Origin of the sequence: Streptomyces sp. NPDC050508 (assembly GCF_040655155.1) — a bacterium.
Classification (GTDB): Bacteria; Actinomycetota; Actinomycetes; order Streptomycetales; family Streptomycetaceae; genus Streptomyces.
Map to the genome: position 1 here is coordinate 431,296 of NZ_JBFAJJ010000006.1, position 15,877 is coordinate 447,172.

The 15,877-nt window shown below is 70.5% G+C and carries 12 protein-coding genes; 5 read left to right on the forward strand and 7 right to left on the reverse strand.

The genetic code is table 11. From position 1 onward, the window contains the following. Positions 1–127: 127 nt before the first annotated feature. From AB0I69_RS20240 to AB0I69_RS20255, 4 genes are read right to left on the reverse strand one after another with little or no spacing between them, the layout of a single operon-like run. Positions 128–772: a response regulator transcription factor gene (locus AB0I69_RS20240; protein WP_363096998.1), complete on the reverse strand. Its 645-nt coding sequence runs from the start codon at positions 770–772 to the stop codon at positions 128–130. Beyond that, positions 765–2,030 carry a sensor histidine kinase gene (locus tag AB0I69_RS20245; RefSeq protein WP_363096999.1) on the reverse strand — a complete coding sequence of 422 codons (1,266 nt, stop codon included), beginning with the start codon at positions 2,028–2,030 and terminating at the stop codon, positions 765–767. The genes AB0I69_RS20240 and AB0I69_RS20245 overlap by 8 nt, the downstream gene beginning before the upstream one ends. Before the next feature lie 26 nt (positions 2,031–2,056). Beyond that, a complete protein-coding gene (locus tag AB0I69_RS20250) occupies positions 2,057–2,791 on the reverse strand; it encodes an ABC transporter permease (RefSeq protein WP_363097000.1) in 735 nt (244 codons plus the stop codon). Then, positions 2,788–3,699 carry an ABC transporter ATP-binding protein gene (locus tag AB0I69_RS20255; RefSeq protein WP_363097001.1) on the reverse strand — a complete coding sequence of 304 codons (912 nt, stop codon included), beginning with the start codon at positions 3,697–3,699 and terminating at the stop codon, positions 2,788–2,790. Before AB0I69_RS20255 ends, AB0I69_RS20250 begins: the two co-directional genes overlap by 4 nt. A 159-nt stretch (positions 3,700–3,858) precedes the next feature. Here AB0I69_RS20255 and AB0I69_RS20260 point away from each other — a divergent pair, with 159 nt between their 5' ends. After that, positions 3,859–5,685, forward strand: coding sequence for an ABC transporter ATP-binding protein (locus AB0I69_RS20260; RefSeq protein WP_363097002.1), 1,827 nt, complete (start codon positions 3,859–3,861; stop codon positions 5,683–5,685). After that, entirely contained in the window at positions 5,682–7,547 is a 1,866-nt protein-coding gene (locus tag AB0I69_RS20265) for an ABC transporter ATP-binding protein (RefSeq protein ID WP_363097003.1), read from the forward strand. Before AB0I69_RS20260 ends, AB0I69_RS20265 begins: the two co-directional genes overlap by 4 nt. A gap of 15 nt (positions 7,548–7,562) precedes the next feature. Here the strand turns inward: AB0I69_RS20265 and AB0I69_RS20270 are convergent, their stop codons facing one another. Beyond that, entirely contained in the window at positions 7,563–7,790 is a 228-nt protein-coding gene (locus AB0I69_RS20270; RefSeq protein ID WP_363097004.1) for a hypothetical protein, read from the reverse strand. Positions 7,791–7,950: 160 nt separating this feature from the next. On the opposite strand from AB0I69_RS20270, the gene AB0I69_RS20275 reads away from it, so the two are divergent. Both AB0I69_RS20275 and AB0I69_RS20280 read left to right on the forward strand, forming a co-directional pair. Continuing rightward, positions 7,951–9,663 carry an ABC transporter ATP-binding protein gene (locus AB0I69_RS20275; protein ID WP_363097005.1) on the forward strand — a complete coding sequence of 571 codons (1,713 nt, stop codon included), beginning with the start codon at positions 7,951–7,953 and terminating at the stop codon, positions 9,661–9,663. Between the two features lie 11 nt (positions 9,664–9,674). Continuing rightward, positions 9,675–11,438, forward strand: coding sequence for an ABC transporter ATP-binding protein (locus AB0I69_RS20280; RefSeq protein ID WP_363097124.1), 1,764 nt, complete (start codon positions 9,675–9,677; stop codon positions 11,436–11,438). 122 nt (positions 11,439–11,560) lie between these two features. On the opposite strand, the gene AB0I69_RS20285 is transcribed toward AB0I69_RS20280, so the two are convergent. Beyond that, positions 11,561–11,896, reverse strand: a complete 336-nt coding sequence (locus tag AB0I69_RS20285) for a P-II family nitrogen regulator (protein WP_363097006.1) — start codon at positions 11,894–11,896, stop codon at positions 11,561–11,563. A gap of 21 nt (positions 11,897–11,917) precedes the next feature. Then, entirely contained in the window at positions 11,918–13,336 is a 1,419-nt protein-coding gene (locus AB0I69_RS20290; RefSeq protein ID WP_363097007.1) for an ammonium transporter, read from the reverse strand. A 333-nt stretch (positions 13,337–13,669) separates the two neighbouring features. On the opposite strand from AB0I69_RS20290, the gene AB0I69_RS20295 reads away from it, so the two are divergent. Then, positions 13,670–15,691, forward strand: coding sequence for a M4 family metallopeptidase (locus AB0I69_RS20295; protein ID WP_363097008.1), 2,022 nt, complete (start codon positions 13,670–13,672; stop codon positions 15,689–15,691). Positions 15,692–15,877: the final 186 nt, after the last annotated feature.

Consider the following 15,877-nt stretch of genomic DNA (forward strand, 5'->3'; position numbering starts at 1 on the left):
TGCGCGAGCAGGCCGATCTGGCCCCCGACAAGCCGGAGTTGCTCGCCGAGCTGAAGGCGGCCTGGGAGAAGACCGCGAGCGGTCTGCTGCCGTACCCGGCCGCCTAGCCGGCCAGGACCCGCCTCGGTCAGCCGAGAATCCCCCGCTCGTACGCCACCGCCACGGCCGCCGCGCGGTCCTTGACGCCCAACTTGCCGTACAGGTGGGTGAGATGGGTCTTGACGGTCGCCTCGCTGATGAAGAGTTCGCGGGCGATCTCGCGGTTGGACGTGCCCTTGGCGACGAGGACCAGCACTTCGCGTTCGCGGGCGGAGAGCGGCTCGTTGCCGGGGGCCTGGGGGCTGCGGACCGCGGAGACCAGGCGGGAGGCGACGGCGGGAGAGAGGACCGTACGGCCTTCCGCCGCCGCGCGGACGGCGGTGAACAACTCGTCGCGCGGGGCGTCCTTCAGGAGGTAGCCCGTCGCGCCCGCCTCGATCGCGGGCAGGGTGTCGGAGTCGGTGTCGTACGTCGTCAGGACGAGCACCTTCGCGCGGGCCGTGCGGCGGGTCAGCTCGCGGATGGCGTCGGCTCCCCCGCCGCCCGGCATCCGCAGGTCCATCAGGATGACGTCCGGGTCGAGGGCGGCGGCCCGCTCCACGGCCTCGACGCCGTTGGACGCCTCGCCGAGGACGCGGAATCCGGGCGCGGACTCGAACATGCCGCGCAGACCGTCCCGTACGACGGGATGGTCGTCGACGATCAGCAGGGAGATCAGCAACTCGTCACTCATGGCGGACCAACGGTACGCGAGCCGACAGGGCCGTGCCGTGCCCCGGCTCGGTCTCGATCGTGAGGGAGCCCGCGATGCGTTCGGCGCGGGCGCGCATGCCGTCGAGGCCGAAGCCGCCGGTGCGGGTGCGGTCGGGGAGGGCGAGCGGGTCGAAGCCCCGGCCGTCGTCGCGGATGTCGAGGATGACCTCGTCGCCGAGGAAGCTGAGGGTCACGCCGACTCGGGTGGCGCGGGCGTGCCGGGCCGCGTTCGACAACGCCTCCTGGGCGATGCGCAGCAGGGTCGCCGAGACCTCGTCGTGTAGCTGCTCGGTGGTGCCGGTGACGGTGAACTCGGCGCGGACGGCGGCGCGTTCGCCCCATTCGGCGACCGTGTTCTTCAGTGCCTCGGGCAGTCCGTCGTTCTCCAGGGCAATGGGCGCGAGGTTCTGCACGGAACGGCGGGCCTCGCCGAGGCTGTGCCGGGCGAGGTCGGAGGCACGGTCGAGATGGGTGCGTGCGGTCGCCAAGTCGGGTGCGTTCGCTACGACTTGGAGCTGGGCGATGATGCCGGTCAGGCCCTGGGCGATGGTGTCGTGGATCTCGGCGGCAAGCCTGCGGCGTTCGTCGGCGACCCCGGCCTCCCTTGCCTGGACGAGGAGTTGGGCGTGCAGGGCGGCGTTCTCGTCGAGGGCCTGTTGCAGGGCGGTGTTGGTGCGTTCGAGTTCGGTGATGGTCTCTCCGCGCTCGCGGGAGCGTAGTGACTCCTGCTCGGTGAGATGCGCGATCGCTATCTGCAGGCCGGAGTTGGCGGCCACGAGCGCCGCGAAGAGGACCCATTGGAGTCCGCTCCCGAACGGCAGCCCACCGGCCTGCGCTCCGGCCACGGTGACCGCGCTCGCGAACAGCCCGACCCGCTGCGCCACCGTGCCCGGGATCAGTTCGTCGGCGTCCATGAAGCCGGAGGCGGCGTAGAACGCGAAGAAGGGGTCGATCCAGGTGAGGACGAAGGCGATGGCCCAGCGGACGACGTAGTACAGCGTCCCCGCCCGCGACGGAATCCGGCCGCGGCCGGGGCGGCGGGAGCGGGTGCCGTGCCACCACAGCTGGAGGACGAGCGCGGCGCCGACCAGGGCCCAGGCGACGTACCACTCGGTGGTGTAGTCGAACATACCGGCGGAGGCGAGCGCGAGGACGACACTGATCCCGAGCAGCCCGTACGGCCCCCACGTGTGCAGCTGCTCCCAGCGGCGATCGATCTGCCGGTCCCTGGTGGTCATCTCCCCAGTCTGCACGGCCGCTCCCCCTACTCCCAGCGGAACCAGCGCGAGGCGCCGGCGGTCAGCAGCACGGTCCACGCCACCAGCACGCCGAGGTGGGCCCAACCCGGCCAGTTCCCCGCCGCCGCCCGGTTCAGGGCCTCGGCGGCGGCGCCGAACGGGGTGTAGCCGACGATCCGGGCCATGACGTCCGGCATGGAGTTCACCGGGATCCAGACGCCCGCGCAGAACATCATCGGGAAGAACACAGCCGACCCGATGGCGCCGGCGATCTTCGTGGTCCGGGACAGCGCGGAGACCACCGCGCCCAGCGCGAGCGCGGCCAGGATCGCCAGGAGCAGGGCGAGGAGATAGCCGCCGGGCTGCTTCGGCAGACGTACGTCGAAGGCCAGCCGTCCGACGATCAGGGCGCACAGGGCGGAGGCCAGGGCGGCCGTGCCGTAGACGACCATCTGGGCCGCGAGCAGGACGTTCGGGCGGACCGGGGTGGCGGACATGCGGCGCAGGATGCCGCGTTCGCGGTAGCCGGTGAGGTTCTGCGGCATCGACTGGAGCGCGCCGACGATCATGCCGAGGAGAACGGCGACCGGGACGTACACGTCGATCGTGCGCAGGCCGCCGAGGTCGGCCTGGTGGTGGCGGAAGCCGGGGATGGAGCCCAGGATCACCAGCAGCAGGGTGGGGAAGAGCAGAATCCAGAAGAGGGCGCCCGGTTCGCGGCGGAAGAGGCGCAACTCGGTGCGCAGGACTGCGGTGTTCATCGGGCGACCTCCGTCAGGTCCAGGAACGCGTCGTCCAACGTGGCGTCGGACACGCGGAGTTGGTGGGCGGTGATGTGGTTGCGGGCGAGCAGCGTGATGACGGCGTTGACGGTCTCGTCGGAGCCGGAGAGCGTGATCCGCCCGTCCTTGCGGGCCACGGACGTGAGCGCGGGGAGCGCGTTCAGGTCACCGTCGTCCAGCGACGCGGAGGGCGTGAAACTGATGACGGTGGAGCCCGCCGAACGCCGGATCAGACCGTCCGGGGTGTCCAGGGCGGCCACCCGCCCCTTGTCGATCACGGCGATCCGGTCGCACAGCCGCTGCGCCTCCTCCATGAAGTGCGTGACCAGCAGGACGGTGACCCCGCTCGCCCGGACGTCCTCGATGAGCTGCCAGGTGTCGCGGCGGGCGCGCGGGTCGAGCCCGGTGGTGAGTTCGTCGAGGACGACGACCTTGGGGTTGCCGATCAGCGCGAGCGCGATGAACAGGCGCTGCTTCTGGCCGCCGGACAGCTTCGCGAACCGGGTGGTCAACTTGTCGGTCAGGCCGAGGCGTTCGGCCAGCGGCTGCCAGTCGGCGGGGTGCGGATAGAGGGCCGCGTACAGCTCCAGGGCCTCGCGGACGGTGAGCTTGGCCTGGAGTTCGCTCTCCTGGAGCTGGGCGCCGAGGACGCGGGCGACCTGCTCGTGGTCGGCGACGGGGTCGAGGCCGGTGACACGGACGCGGCCCGCGTCGGGGACGCGCAGCCCCTCGACGCACTCCACGGTGGTGGTCTTGCCGGCGCCGTTCGGGCCGAGGATCCCGAAGATCTCGCCCTCCTCGACGGCGAAGGAGACTCCGTCGACGACGGCCCGGCCGCCGTAGGACTTCCGTAGTGCGGTGACTTCGATGACAGGGGTGGCTGACATGCTTCGAGCGTCCCGTCGGGGCCGGGTCCGGCACATCGGCCATCGCGCTCGAAGGGACATCAACCGATCGGTTGATGTCCCGCTACGACTCCCCACCCGACCCCTGGTCGGCCAAAACTCGGTGGGCACTGTCAGTGGTGGTCCGTAGGCTCGCCCGTGATGTCGACGACACATGCAACCACCAAGGACCGCACCGACCGTTCCGACCGATCCGCGGTCCGTACGCTCGCGCGGCTGTGGCCGTACGTCCGGCCCGTGCGGGTACGGCTGTTCGCCGCGGCCGGGGTCGCCGTCGTCGCGTCCTGTACGGGGCTGGTGTTCCCGCTCGTCCTGAAGTGGATGGTGGACGGGCCGGTAGCCGACCGGGACACGGCGGGCGTGTGGCTCGGGGCGCTGTATCTGCTGCTGCTCGGGATCGCGGAGGCGGGGCTGTTCGGGCTGCGGCGGTGGCTGGTCGCGCGGCCGTTGTCGCATGTCGAGGCGGAGATGCGGGCGGATCTGTACCGGCATCTGCAACGCCTGCCGGTGTCCTTCCACGACAGGTGGCCGTCGGGCCAGCTCCTCTCCCGGGGCACGACCGACCTGATGCTGCTCCGCATGTTCCTCGCCTTCCCCCTCACATTCCTGCTGGTCAACGGCGTGACGATCCTGGTGGGCGTGATCATCATGCTGCTCCAGGACTGGACGCTGGGGCTGGTGATCCTCGGCCCCGCCCTACCGGTGATCGTCACGTGCGTGGTCTTCGAGCGGCGGTACGCACACGTGGCGCGGCTCGCGCAGGACCAGGTCGGCGACCTCACGACGGTCGTCGAGGAGAGCGTCCTCGGCATCCGGATCATCAAGGGCTTCGGCCGGCACCGCAGCCAGGCACGGGCCTTCCGCGACCTGTCCCGCACCCTGCGCGGCACGGAGCTGCGCAAGGCCCGACTCCTCGCCACGATCTGGGGCGTCATCGTCACCCTGCCGGAGCTGGCGCTCGGGGCGGCGTTGGTGGTGGGGACGGTGCAGGTCGCGGACGGAAACCTGTCGGCGGGCACGCTGGTGGCATTCCTGTCCACAGCACTCGCGCTGCGCTGGCCGGTGGAGTCGATCGGCTTCCTCCTGGCAATGAGCCAGGAGGCGGCGACGGCGACGGAGCGCTATTTCGAGGTGATGGATGAATCACCGGAGGAACAAGCGCCCCGTAGGGGCGCGGGGAACTGCGCGCCCAGCCCCCACGGCGGTGCACCCGACAACGATGGCATCCGTTTCTCCACAGTCTCCTTCCGCTACCCCGACGCCCCCGCCGACTCCCCTCCCACCCTCGAAAACATCGACCTGCACATCAGACCCGGCGAGTCCATGGCCCTGGTCGGAGCGACCGGCACCGGCAAAACCACACTCACCGCACTCGTCCCCCGCCTCCACGAGGTGACATCGGGCCGCATCACACTGGACGGCGAGGACATCACCGCCATGCCCCGCCAAACACTGCGCGCCATGGTCGCCGTCGCCTTCGAGGAACCGACGTTGTTCTCGGCCAGCGTCGGGGAGAACGTACTCATGGGAGCCGAAGGGAACGCGGGACAACCGGAGTTGGAGCGCGCACTGGCCGTCGCACAGGCCGACTTCGCGCACGCGTTGCCGCAGGGCACGGACACCCAGGTGGGCGAACAGGGCCTGAGCCTCTCCGGCGGCCAGCGCCAACGCCTCGCGCTGGCAAGGGCGGTGGTGGGCAAACCCCGCTTCCTCGTCCTGGACGACCCGCTCTCCGCACTGGACGTCCACACCGAGGCCGCCGTGGAAGCCGCGCTGCGCCACGTCCTCGCCGACACCACGGCGTTGATCGTGGCTCACCGCCCGTCCACGGTGTTGCTGGCCGACCGTGTGGCCCTGCTGTCCGACGGCCGCATCACGGCGGTGGGCACGCATCAGGAACTCCTGCGGACGAACGCGGAGTACGCGCACCTCATGTCGGGGGCCGAGCACCAGGGGGACGAACGATGACCGCGGCCACCACCTCCGCCCCCACCACCGGCGACGACGACGACCACGAACCCCCGCGCCCGCCCGCCGCGGGCGACCCCTTCGACCGGGACGTCCTGCCCACTCCCCCGGGCGCGACGCGGGCCCTGCTCGGTTCGCTGCTCGCGCCGATGAAGGCGCGGGTCGCCGTCACGACCCTTCTCCTGCTGCTCCAGCAGGCGGCCGTGCAGGTGGGCCCGCTGCTGGTGGCGTACGCCATCGACCGCGCAGTACCGGCGTTCCGGGACGACAACCACGGCCCGCTGATCGCCGTAGGGGCGGGCTACCTGCTCTGCGCGCTGATCTCCGGCGGACTCCAGTACGCGTTCATCGGCGCCTCCGCCCGCGTCAACCAGGACGTGCTGCTCGACCTGCGCGGCCGTATCTTCCGGCACGCGCAGGCGCTCAGCATCGACTTCCACGAGCGGTACACGTCCGGCCGGCTCATCTCCCGTTCCACCACGGACATCGAGGCCCTGCGCGAACTGCTCAGCGAGGGGCTCCAGGAGCTGATCACGGTCATCCTGTCGTTCGTGTACATCTCGGCGATGCTGCTCTGGCTGGACCTGGGTCTCGGCGCGGTCGCGATGGCGTCCTTCGTGCCGTTGTACCTGCTGGTGCGGGTCTACCAGCGGCGCGCGGTACGGGTGTACGCGATCCGGTCCACGGCGATCGCGCGCGTGATCGTGAAGTTCGTCGAGACGATGAACGGCATCCGCCCGGTCCGCGCGTTCCGCCGCGAGGCGGTGAACGACGCCGACTTCCAGGTCCTCAACCAACAGCACGAACGCTCCAACGGCGACGCCCTGTTGGAGATGGCCCGCTATGTCACCGGCTCCCGCCTGGTCGCCAACACGGCTGTCGCGGTGATCGTGCTCTGGGGCGCGACCCGGGTCGCGGACGGTTCACTGGAGTTGGGCGTGCTGGCCGCCGCGGTGCTGTACCTACGGCGGCTCTACGACCCGATCGACCGGCTCGGCATGTTCCTCAACTCGTACCAGTCGGCCGCCGCCTCCCTGGAGAAGATCGCGGGCCTGCTGGCCCAGACCCCGTCAGTCCCCGAACCATCAACCCCCATCCAGCTCCCGGCACTTGAGTCGGAACAGCCCGGCCGCGAAGTCGTCTTCGACGGGGTCAGCTTCACCTACCGCACCGGCGGCGAGGTCCTCCCCCGCTTCGACCTCACCCTGCCCGCCGGCCGGACGGTCGCCGTCGTCGGCTCCACCGGCGCCGGCAAGTCCACCCTGGCCAAGCTCCTTGCCCGCTTCTACGACCCCTCGGACGGGCGGGTCCTGCTGGACGGCGTCGACCTGCGCGAGCTGTCCGCGCCCGAACTGCGGCGCGGGGTGGTGATGGTGACGCAGGAGGCGTTCCTGTTCTCCGGCACGGTCGCCGAGAACATCTCGATCGGCCGCCCGGACGCCACCCGTGAGGAGATCGAGGGCGCGGCGAAGGCGATCGGCGCGCACGACTTCATCAGCGCGCTGCCCGACGGCTACGACACGGACGTACGCAAGCGGGGTGGCCGTATCTCGGCGGGCCAGCGCCAACTCGTCGCGTTCGCACGGGCGTTGCTCGCCGACCCGGCGGTCCTCATCCTCGACGAGGCGACCAGTTCCCTCGACATCCCGGGCGAACAGGCCGTGCAGCGCGCCATGTCGACGGTCCTGCGCGGCCGTACGGCGGTCGTGATCGCGCACCGCTTGTCCACGGTCGAGATCGCGGACCGGGTGCTGGTCATGGAACACGGCCGGGTCATCGAGGACGGCGCACCGGGCGAACTCGTCGCGGGCACAGGGCGGTTCGCGGATCTGCACCGGGCGTGGCGGGACAGTCTGGCGTGAGGTTCCGTCGAGGCCTCAGGGAAACCAGACCTCGAAGATGCTGTCCTCGCCGTCCTCTCTGCGGTCGACGACGAACGTCGACTCCAGGCATTCCTCGTTCCGGTAGACGGACAGGGCGCCGCCGGTGAGCATGTGGAGGAGGCCGTCGTAGTCGAAGAACCCCTCGCCGTGGCCGGCGGAGCGCTCGTGTGGTGGATACGCCGCCGTAGGACCGCGCAGGGGTAACTCCCGGCGGAGGCACACCTGTTGGGGCCGGTACGCACACTCCGCGTACCGGCCCCTCGGCGTGCGGCGCGCGATATTCGATGGGCAACCGCGCTCACGCTCGGTAATCTTCGTTGCCTCCAACCACCCCCGGATCGCTCACGGCTGCGCGCGCCCGGCAGCCTGAGCAAGGAGGCACATGATCGACCCGTACGAGGATCCCGGGACACCCGACTGTCGGGGCGGCTGGCGGTTCCTGTGGTGGCTGGTGCTGCGGCAGCCGGGGCGGGCGGTGTCCGGGGCGCTGCTGTCGAGCGTGTGGATGGTGCTGATGGCGGCGGCGCCGTATCTGATGTCCCGGGCGATCGACGACGGGCTGGTGCCCGGGCACCTGGGCACGCTGGCCTGGTGGACCGCGGCGCTGTTCGTGGTCGGCGCGGTCAACTCGTGGCTGAGCATCATGCGGCACCGCACGATGACCCGGGTGCGGATCGACGCCAACTTCCGCACGGTCAAGCTGATCGTCGGGCAGACGGTCCGGCTGGGTGCCGTGCTGTCGCGCCGGGCACAGGCCGGTGAGGTGATCACCACCGGCGTCGGTGACGTGTGGACGATCGCCCAGTCCCTGACGGTGGTCGGGCCCGGCTTCGGCGCCCTCGTCGTCTACGGCGTGGTCGCGGGCGTGCTGCTGTCGATCTCGGCGCCGCTGGCCGTCGTCGTCCTGCTGGGCGTGCCGGTGATCGCGCTGCTCGCGGGGCCGTTGACACTGCGGCTGCAGAGCGTGGAGACGGAGTACCGGGAGCGGCAGAGCGTGCTGACCGCGCGCATCGGTGACCTAGCGGGCGGCCTACGTGTCCTCAACGGCCTTGGTGGCAAAGGGCTGTTCGCGGACGCGTTCCGGCGTGACTCGCAGCGGCTGCGGGTGCAGGGCTACCGGGTGGGTGCGGTGGCCAGCTGGGTGCAGGCGATCGGGGTCGGGCTGCCGACCCTCTTCCTCGCCGTGGTGACCTGGCTCGCGGCCCGGCTGGCGGCCCAAGGGCAACTCACCATCGGCGAGTTGGTCGCCGTGTACGGCTATGTCGCGGTCCTGATCGGCCCGGTGGCCTTCTTCGTCCAGATGGTCTACGAGCTGAGCCGGGGCGTGGTGGCCGCGCGGCGGGTCGTAGGGCTGCTGCGGCTCGAACCCGAGCCGGACACCGGGGAGTTGGACGCTCCCGCCGAACCGGCTGCCCTGCACGATCCCGACTCCGGGGTGCGGGTGCTGCCGGGGCGGCTGACCGCGCTGGTCGGGGCGCGGCCCGGCGATGCGCTGGCCGTGGTGGACCGGCTCGGGCGGTACGCGCCGTCCGGGGTGACCTGGGGCGGGGTGCGGCTCGACGGGATTCCGCTGGAGCAGGTGCGGGCCCGGATCCTGGTCGCCGACAACGAGGCCGACCTGTTCGCGGGACCGCTGACGGAGGTGGTGTCGGGGCGTCGGGAGCGGTCGGCGGAGGCGGTGGTGAAGGCCGTGCACGCGTCCGCCGCCGACGACATCGTGCAGGGGCTGGCGGAGGGACTGGACTCGGCGGTGGCCGCGCAGGGACGCAGCCTCTCCGGGGGACAGCGTCAACGGGTGCGGCTGGTAAGGGCGTTGCTCGCCGAGCCCGAGGTGCTGCTCGCGGTGGAGCCGACCTCGGCGCTCGACGCGCACACAGAGGCGGCGGTCGCGCGGCGGCTGCACGCGGAGCGCGCGGGCCGTACGACGGTGGTGACCACGACGTCCCCGCTGGTCCTCGACCACGCGGACACCGTGCACTACCTGGTCGACGGCAAGGTCGCGGCCAGCGGCGGCCACCGCCGGCTGCTGGCGGAGGAACCCGGCTACCGCGCGCTGGTGGCCCGGGACGCGGACGCGGAGGAGGTCGTACGGTGACGCAGTCCTCACTGGCCAAGGGTCAACTGCCCGTCGCGGAACGGGCCGACGTACGGCGGGCCGCATTGCGGCTGGTACGGGCCGACCGGCGGGCGTTCGCCGTCGTCCTCGTGGTGAACTCGCTGGCCGCCGCGGCCGGGCTCGCCGGGCCGTGGCTGCTCGGGCGGATCGTGGACGAGGTGCGGGCCGGGGCCGGGGTGGGAGCCGTGGACCGGCTGGCCCTTGTCATCGTGGCGTGCTCGCTGGCCCAGTTGGTGCTGGCGCGCTGGGCGCGGTACGTGGGGCACCGGTTCGGTGAGCGCACGCTGGCGCGGGTCCGGGAGGACTTCGTGGACCGGGCGCTGGCGCTGCCCGCGTCGGTGGTGGAGCGGGCCGGGACGGGTGACCTGACCGCGCGCGGCACGGCGGACGTGGCGATCGTGGGCACGACCCTGCGGGACGTCGGACCCGAACTGCTGGTCTGCTCGGTGCAGGCGCTGTTCGTGATGGGCGCGGTGTTCGTCCTCGACCCGCTGCTCGGGCTGTTCGGGGTGCTGGGGCTCACGCCGGTCTGGTTCGCGCTGCGCTGGTATCTGCGCCGGGCCCGGGACGGCTATCTCGCGGAGGGCGCGGCCAATTCGGAGGTCGCCGAGATCCTCACGGCGACCGTGGCCGGGGCCCGCACGGTGGAGGCGTTCCGGCTCCAGGAGCGGCGGGTCACCGCGAGCCGGGACACGCTGCGGACGGCGCTGCGGAGCCGGCTGTACACGCTGTTCCTGCGGACGGTGTTCTTCCCGGCGGTCGAGATGTCGTACACCATCCCGGTGGCGGGTGTGCTGCTCGTCGGCGGGTGGCTGCACGGGCGCGGGGCGGTGGGCCTGGGTGCGGTGGTGGCGGCGGCACTGTATCTGCGGCAGTTCGCCGATCCGCTGGACCAGATCCTGATGCGGGTCGAGCAACTCCAGAGCAGCGGCGCCTCGTTCGCCCGCGTGGAGGGGCTGGCCCGGGCGCCCCGGGCGGAGGGCGACGGCGACGCCCCGGTTCCGGCGGACGACCGGATCGACGTGACCGGGGTGCGGTACGCCTACGAGCGCGGCGGCGAGGTGCTGCACGGCGTCGACCTGACCGTACGGCCGGGTGAACGGCTCGCGGTGGTCGGCCCGTCCGGCGCCGGGAAGACCACGCTGAGCCGGCTGCTGGCGGGCGTCGACGCGCCGACCGGGGGCACGGTGACCGTGGGCGGGGTGCCGGTCTCCGGTCTGGAACCGGAGACGCTGCGCCGTCAGGTGGTGCTGGTCACCCAGGAGCACCACGTGTTCCTGGGCTCGGTCCGGGACAACCTCCTGATCGCCGAACCGGCCGCCACGGACGAGGAGTTGTGGGCGGCCCTTTCGGCGGTCGGTGCCGAGGAGTGGGTGCGGGAGCTGCCGGACGGGCTCAACACCGCGCTGGGTGCGGACGGTTCGGCCACGGACGGGTCGCAGGCCCAGCAACTCGCGCTGGCCCGGGTGGTGCTGGCCGATCCGCACACTCTGATCCTGGACGAGGCGACTGCTCTGCTGGATCCGGCGACCGCGCGGCACACCGAGCGTGCGCTGGCCGCCGTGCTGGAGGGCCGGACCGTCATCGCCATCGCTCACCGGCTGCACACCGCGCACGACGCGGACCGGGTCGCGGTGATGGAGAACGGGCTGCTGACCGAACTCGGGCCGCACGAGGAGTTGGTGGCGGCGGGGGGAGCGTACGCGGCGCTGTGGCATTCGTGGCATGGGGACGGGCGGGCGGTGGGTGGCTGACGCCGGGCGGTTTTCGCCCCCTCCGCCCCTTCCCGTCCCGTCCCTGGGGGCTCTGCCCCCAGACCCCCTGTCGGCCTGAACGGCCTCGTCCTCAAACGCCGGACCGGCTGAAAGACCAGGCCTCACAGCGCGTCCGGGCCCCGCTCCCGCGTCCTGATCCGCACCACCTCCTCCACCGGTGTCACCCATACCGTGCCGCCGCCCGTGCCGCGGGCGCCCGCTGCGCGGATCACGCGGACCAGGTCGGCGGCGTCGAAGTCGAGGGTGAGGATGTCGAGCCGGAGCTGCTGGGAGAGGTTCACCCGGTATTCGCTGCCCCGGTAGACCTCCACCCGGACCTGCCGGGGCTCGTAGGCCCGCACCTCTGTCACGGTCACTCCCCGCACCCCGAACGACTGGAGAGCCTTCATGACGTCCGGGACACGGTGAGGAGGGAGGACCGCGGTAACCAGTTTCACCCGTCCTCAACTCCCGGCATTTCAGCTGGAGTCCGGTTCCTTGGCCTTCTCCGCGACCGGTGCCGCCACCGCCGCCACCGAAGCCGACGCCGACGCGACCGCCGACTCCGCCGGGTACGCCTCCTCGTCGTGGACCGCGATGTCGCCGGCCTCCAACACCTCGTCCGGTGCTCGCAGTTTCACGAACAGGCCGATGGCCTTGAGGATGAGGAACGTCATCACGGCGTCGTAGAGGATGACCGTCCCGGCCGAGCCCGCCTGCTTCCACAGCTGGTCGACGTTGCCGTAGAGCCAGCCGCTGGTGGACCAGGCGGTGGAGCCGTCCTTGTTGAGGTACACGGCGACCGCCGGGTCGGCGAAGATGCCGACGAGCATGCCGCCGGCGAGGCCCGCGATGCCGTGGGTGTAGACGACGCCGAGCGCGTCGTCGACCTTGTTGAACGGCGGGACCTTGGACAGGTAGTTCCAGGCCAGCCAGACGATCGACGACGCGATGATGCCGATGTAGATCGCGCCGATCCCGGTGACGAAACCGGCCGCCGGGGTGATCGCGACCAGGCCGACGATCATGCCGTTGATGCCGCCGAGGAAGGTCGGCTTGCGCTGCGGTCCGACGAACATGTCCCAGAACACCCAGACGAGCAGGGCAACTGCCGTACAGAGATTGGTGTTGAGGACCGCGAGGGCCGCGTTGTGGCCGCCGAAGTACATGTCGCCGCCGTTGAAGCCGTTCCAGCCGAGCCAGAGGATGCCCGCGCCGACGGCGACCATGGGGAGGTTGTTGGGCACGCCGTGCGCGCGGTCCCGGGCGAGGCGTGGTCCGATCACCGCCGCCGCGACGAAGCCGGACGTGCCCGCGGCCAGGTGGATGACGTAGCCGCCGGAGTAGTCGAGCGCGCCCTGGGCCGCCCACCAGCCGCCGCCCCACAGCATGAAGGCGTTGACCGTGTAGACGAGCGTCGACCACAGAGGGACGAAGAGCAGCCATGCGCGGATGTTCATGCGGCCGACCACGCTGCCCATGAAGAGGAGCGGGGTGATCGCCGCGAACGCGAAGTGGAAGTAGGCGAGCGTGGACTGTGAGAAGCGGAAGCTCGGCATCAGGCCGTTGCCGTTGACGAGCGGTATCCACGCCTGTTGTTGTTCGCTCGCCGAACCGACGATGGTGCCGGGCCGGCCGACGAACGCGCCGAGGATGCCGGGCCAGTGGGAGTTCAGGGGTTCGCCGAACCCCATCTTGAACTCCCAGAGGACCCAGCCCACCAGTACCAGCGAGAATCCGGTGAAGGCCATGAACATGGTGTTCACGACCCACTTGCGTTGGACCAGGCCGCCGTAGAGGATCGCGATGCCGGGGATGCTCATCAGTCCGACGAGTGTCGCCGCGACGAGCTGCCAGGCGTTGTCGCCCGAGTCCAGCCAGCTGGGATAAGGAATCACTGCAACCGTCAACTCCCCTCGTGGGAGCGGCGGTCCGGCAGGACCGCCGGTTTGCATGGCAGGATCCCGCCGGATCTTTTACGGGTTGGTTCCGGGGGCATGTCCGCCGAGAAAATTTCTGTTCACGGTCAAAGAATCGTCAAGTCCTGGTCCGTATAGCGGACATGAACATCCGGACAACGAACGATTTCCGGCCAACCTACTGACGCGGCCCTGACAGAAAGCGGCAACTGCTGCCACTCTTCCCCCTGGCGCTTCACAGCAACCCCACAGCTTCACCCCTGTGATCTCCCCATGGCCGCGCGATCCGCGGCCGTCCTGAAGGAGTCAGTGTTGAGAAGCAATTCCTCTCGCAGACGCACCTCCCACATAGTCGCCGTAGCCGGCGTCACCGCTCTGCTCGCCGCGGCCGTCCAGGTCGGCGCGACCTCCTCCGCCGCACCGGCCAAACCCCTTGCCAGCAAGGGGAACCCGGCGCACATGGCCCTCTCGCTCTCCCCCTCGCAGCGCGCCGAGCTGCTCCGCGACGCCCAGTCGGCGCGGACCACGACGGCCAAGGACATCGGCCTCGGCACCAAGGAGGCGCTCGTCGTCCGTGACGTCATCAAGGACGCCGACGGCACGGTCCACACCCGCTACGAGCGCACCTACGGCGGACTCCCGGTCCTCGGCGGCGACCTGGTCGTCGACACCGCCAAGTCCGGCGCCACCGAGCGCGTCGTCAAGGCGACGAACGCCACCATCAAGGTCGCCGACCTCACCCCGAGCGTCACGACCGGCGCCGCCGAGAAGCAGGCGGTCTCCCGCGCCAAGGCCCTCGGCTCCACCAAGTCGGCCGCCGACTCGGCCCGCAAGGTGATCTGGGCGGCGAGCGGCAAGCCCGTCCTCGCCTACGAGACGGTCGTGGGCGGCCTCCAGGACGACGGCACCCCGAACGAACTCCACGTCATCACCGACGCGGCCACCGGCAAGAAGCTCTACGAGTACCAGGGCATCGAGACCGGCGTCGGCAACACCCAGTACAGCGGCCAGGTGGCGCTGACGACGACCCAGTCGGGCTCCAACTACACGCTGACCGACGGCGCGCGCGGCGGCCACAAGACGTACAACCTGAACCACGGGACGTCCGGCACCGGCACGCTGTTCTCGCAGACGAACGACACCTGGGGCAACAGCACCACGTCGAACGCGGCGACCGCGGGCGCCGACGCGCACTACGGCGCGGCCGAGACCTGGGACTTCTACAAGAACACCTTCGGCCGCAGCGGCATCAAGAACAACGGCGTCGGCGCCTACTCCCGTGTCCACTACGGGAATTCGTACGTCAACGCGTTCTGGGACGACAGCTGCTTCTGCATGACGTACGGCGACGGCTCCGGCAACGCGGACCCGCTGACGGCCCTCGACGTGGCGGGCCACGAGATGAGCCACGGCGTCACCTCCAACACCGCCGGGCTCAACTACTCCGGTGAATCGGGCGGGTTGAACGAGGCGACCTCCGACATCTTCGGCACGGGTGTCGAGTTCTACGCCAACAACTCGACCGACGTGGGCGACTACCTCATCGGCGAGAAGATCAACATCAACGGCGACGGCACGCCGCTGCGTTACATGGACAAGCCGAGCAAGGACGGCGGCTCGGCCGACAGTTGGTACTCGGGTGTCGGCAACCTCGACGTGCACTACTCGTCGGGCGTCGCCAACCACTTCTTCTACCTGCTGAGCGAGGGCAGCGGCGCCAAGGTCATCAACGGCGTCAGCTACAACTCGCCCACCTCGGACGGACTTCCGGTCACCGGCATCGGCCGGGACAAGGCGCTGCAGATCTGGTACCGCGCGCTCACCACGAAGTTCACGTCCACCACCAACTACGCGGCGGCCCGCACCGGGACGCTCGCGGCGGCCGGTGAGCTGTACGGCACGACGGGCGCCGAGTACAAGGCGGTGCAGGACGCGTGGGCGGCCGTGGCGGTCGGTGCGCGCTCCGGCGGTGGCGGCGGCACCGGTACGTCGTTCGAGAACACGGCCGACGTATCGATTCCGGACAACGGGGCGGCCGTCACGTCCTCGGTCACCGTGTCCGGGCGGACGGGCAACGCCCCGTCGAACCTGGCGGTCACGGTCGACATCGTGCACACCTGGCGCGGCGACCTGGTGATCGACCTGGTGGCTCCGGACGGGTCGACGTACCGCCTGAAGAACTCCAGCTCGTCCGACTCGGCGGACAACGTGCAGGCCACCTACACGGTCGACGCGTCCTCCGAAGTCGCCAACGGCGTCTGGAAGTTGAAGGTCCAGGACGTGGCGGCACAGGACACCGGCTACATCAACAGCTGGAAGCTTACGTTCCCGTAAAAACCAGCTGTCCACTTCAGGCCGCACAAACAAGACGCCGCCCCGGGGTTTCAACTCCGGGGCGGCGCTCTGTTGTGGACGTTTACATTGCGGAAACGTTCACCGGACAGTCGATTTTCAGCCAACATCACTTCGGGGTCCTGACATGTACGCGCCCCTGATGCCACTCTTCCCTCACGCCGCTTC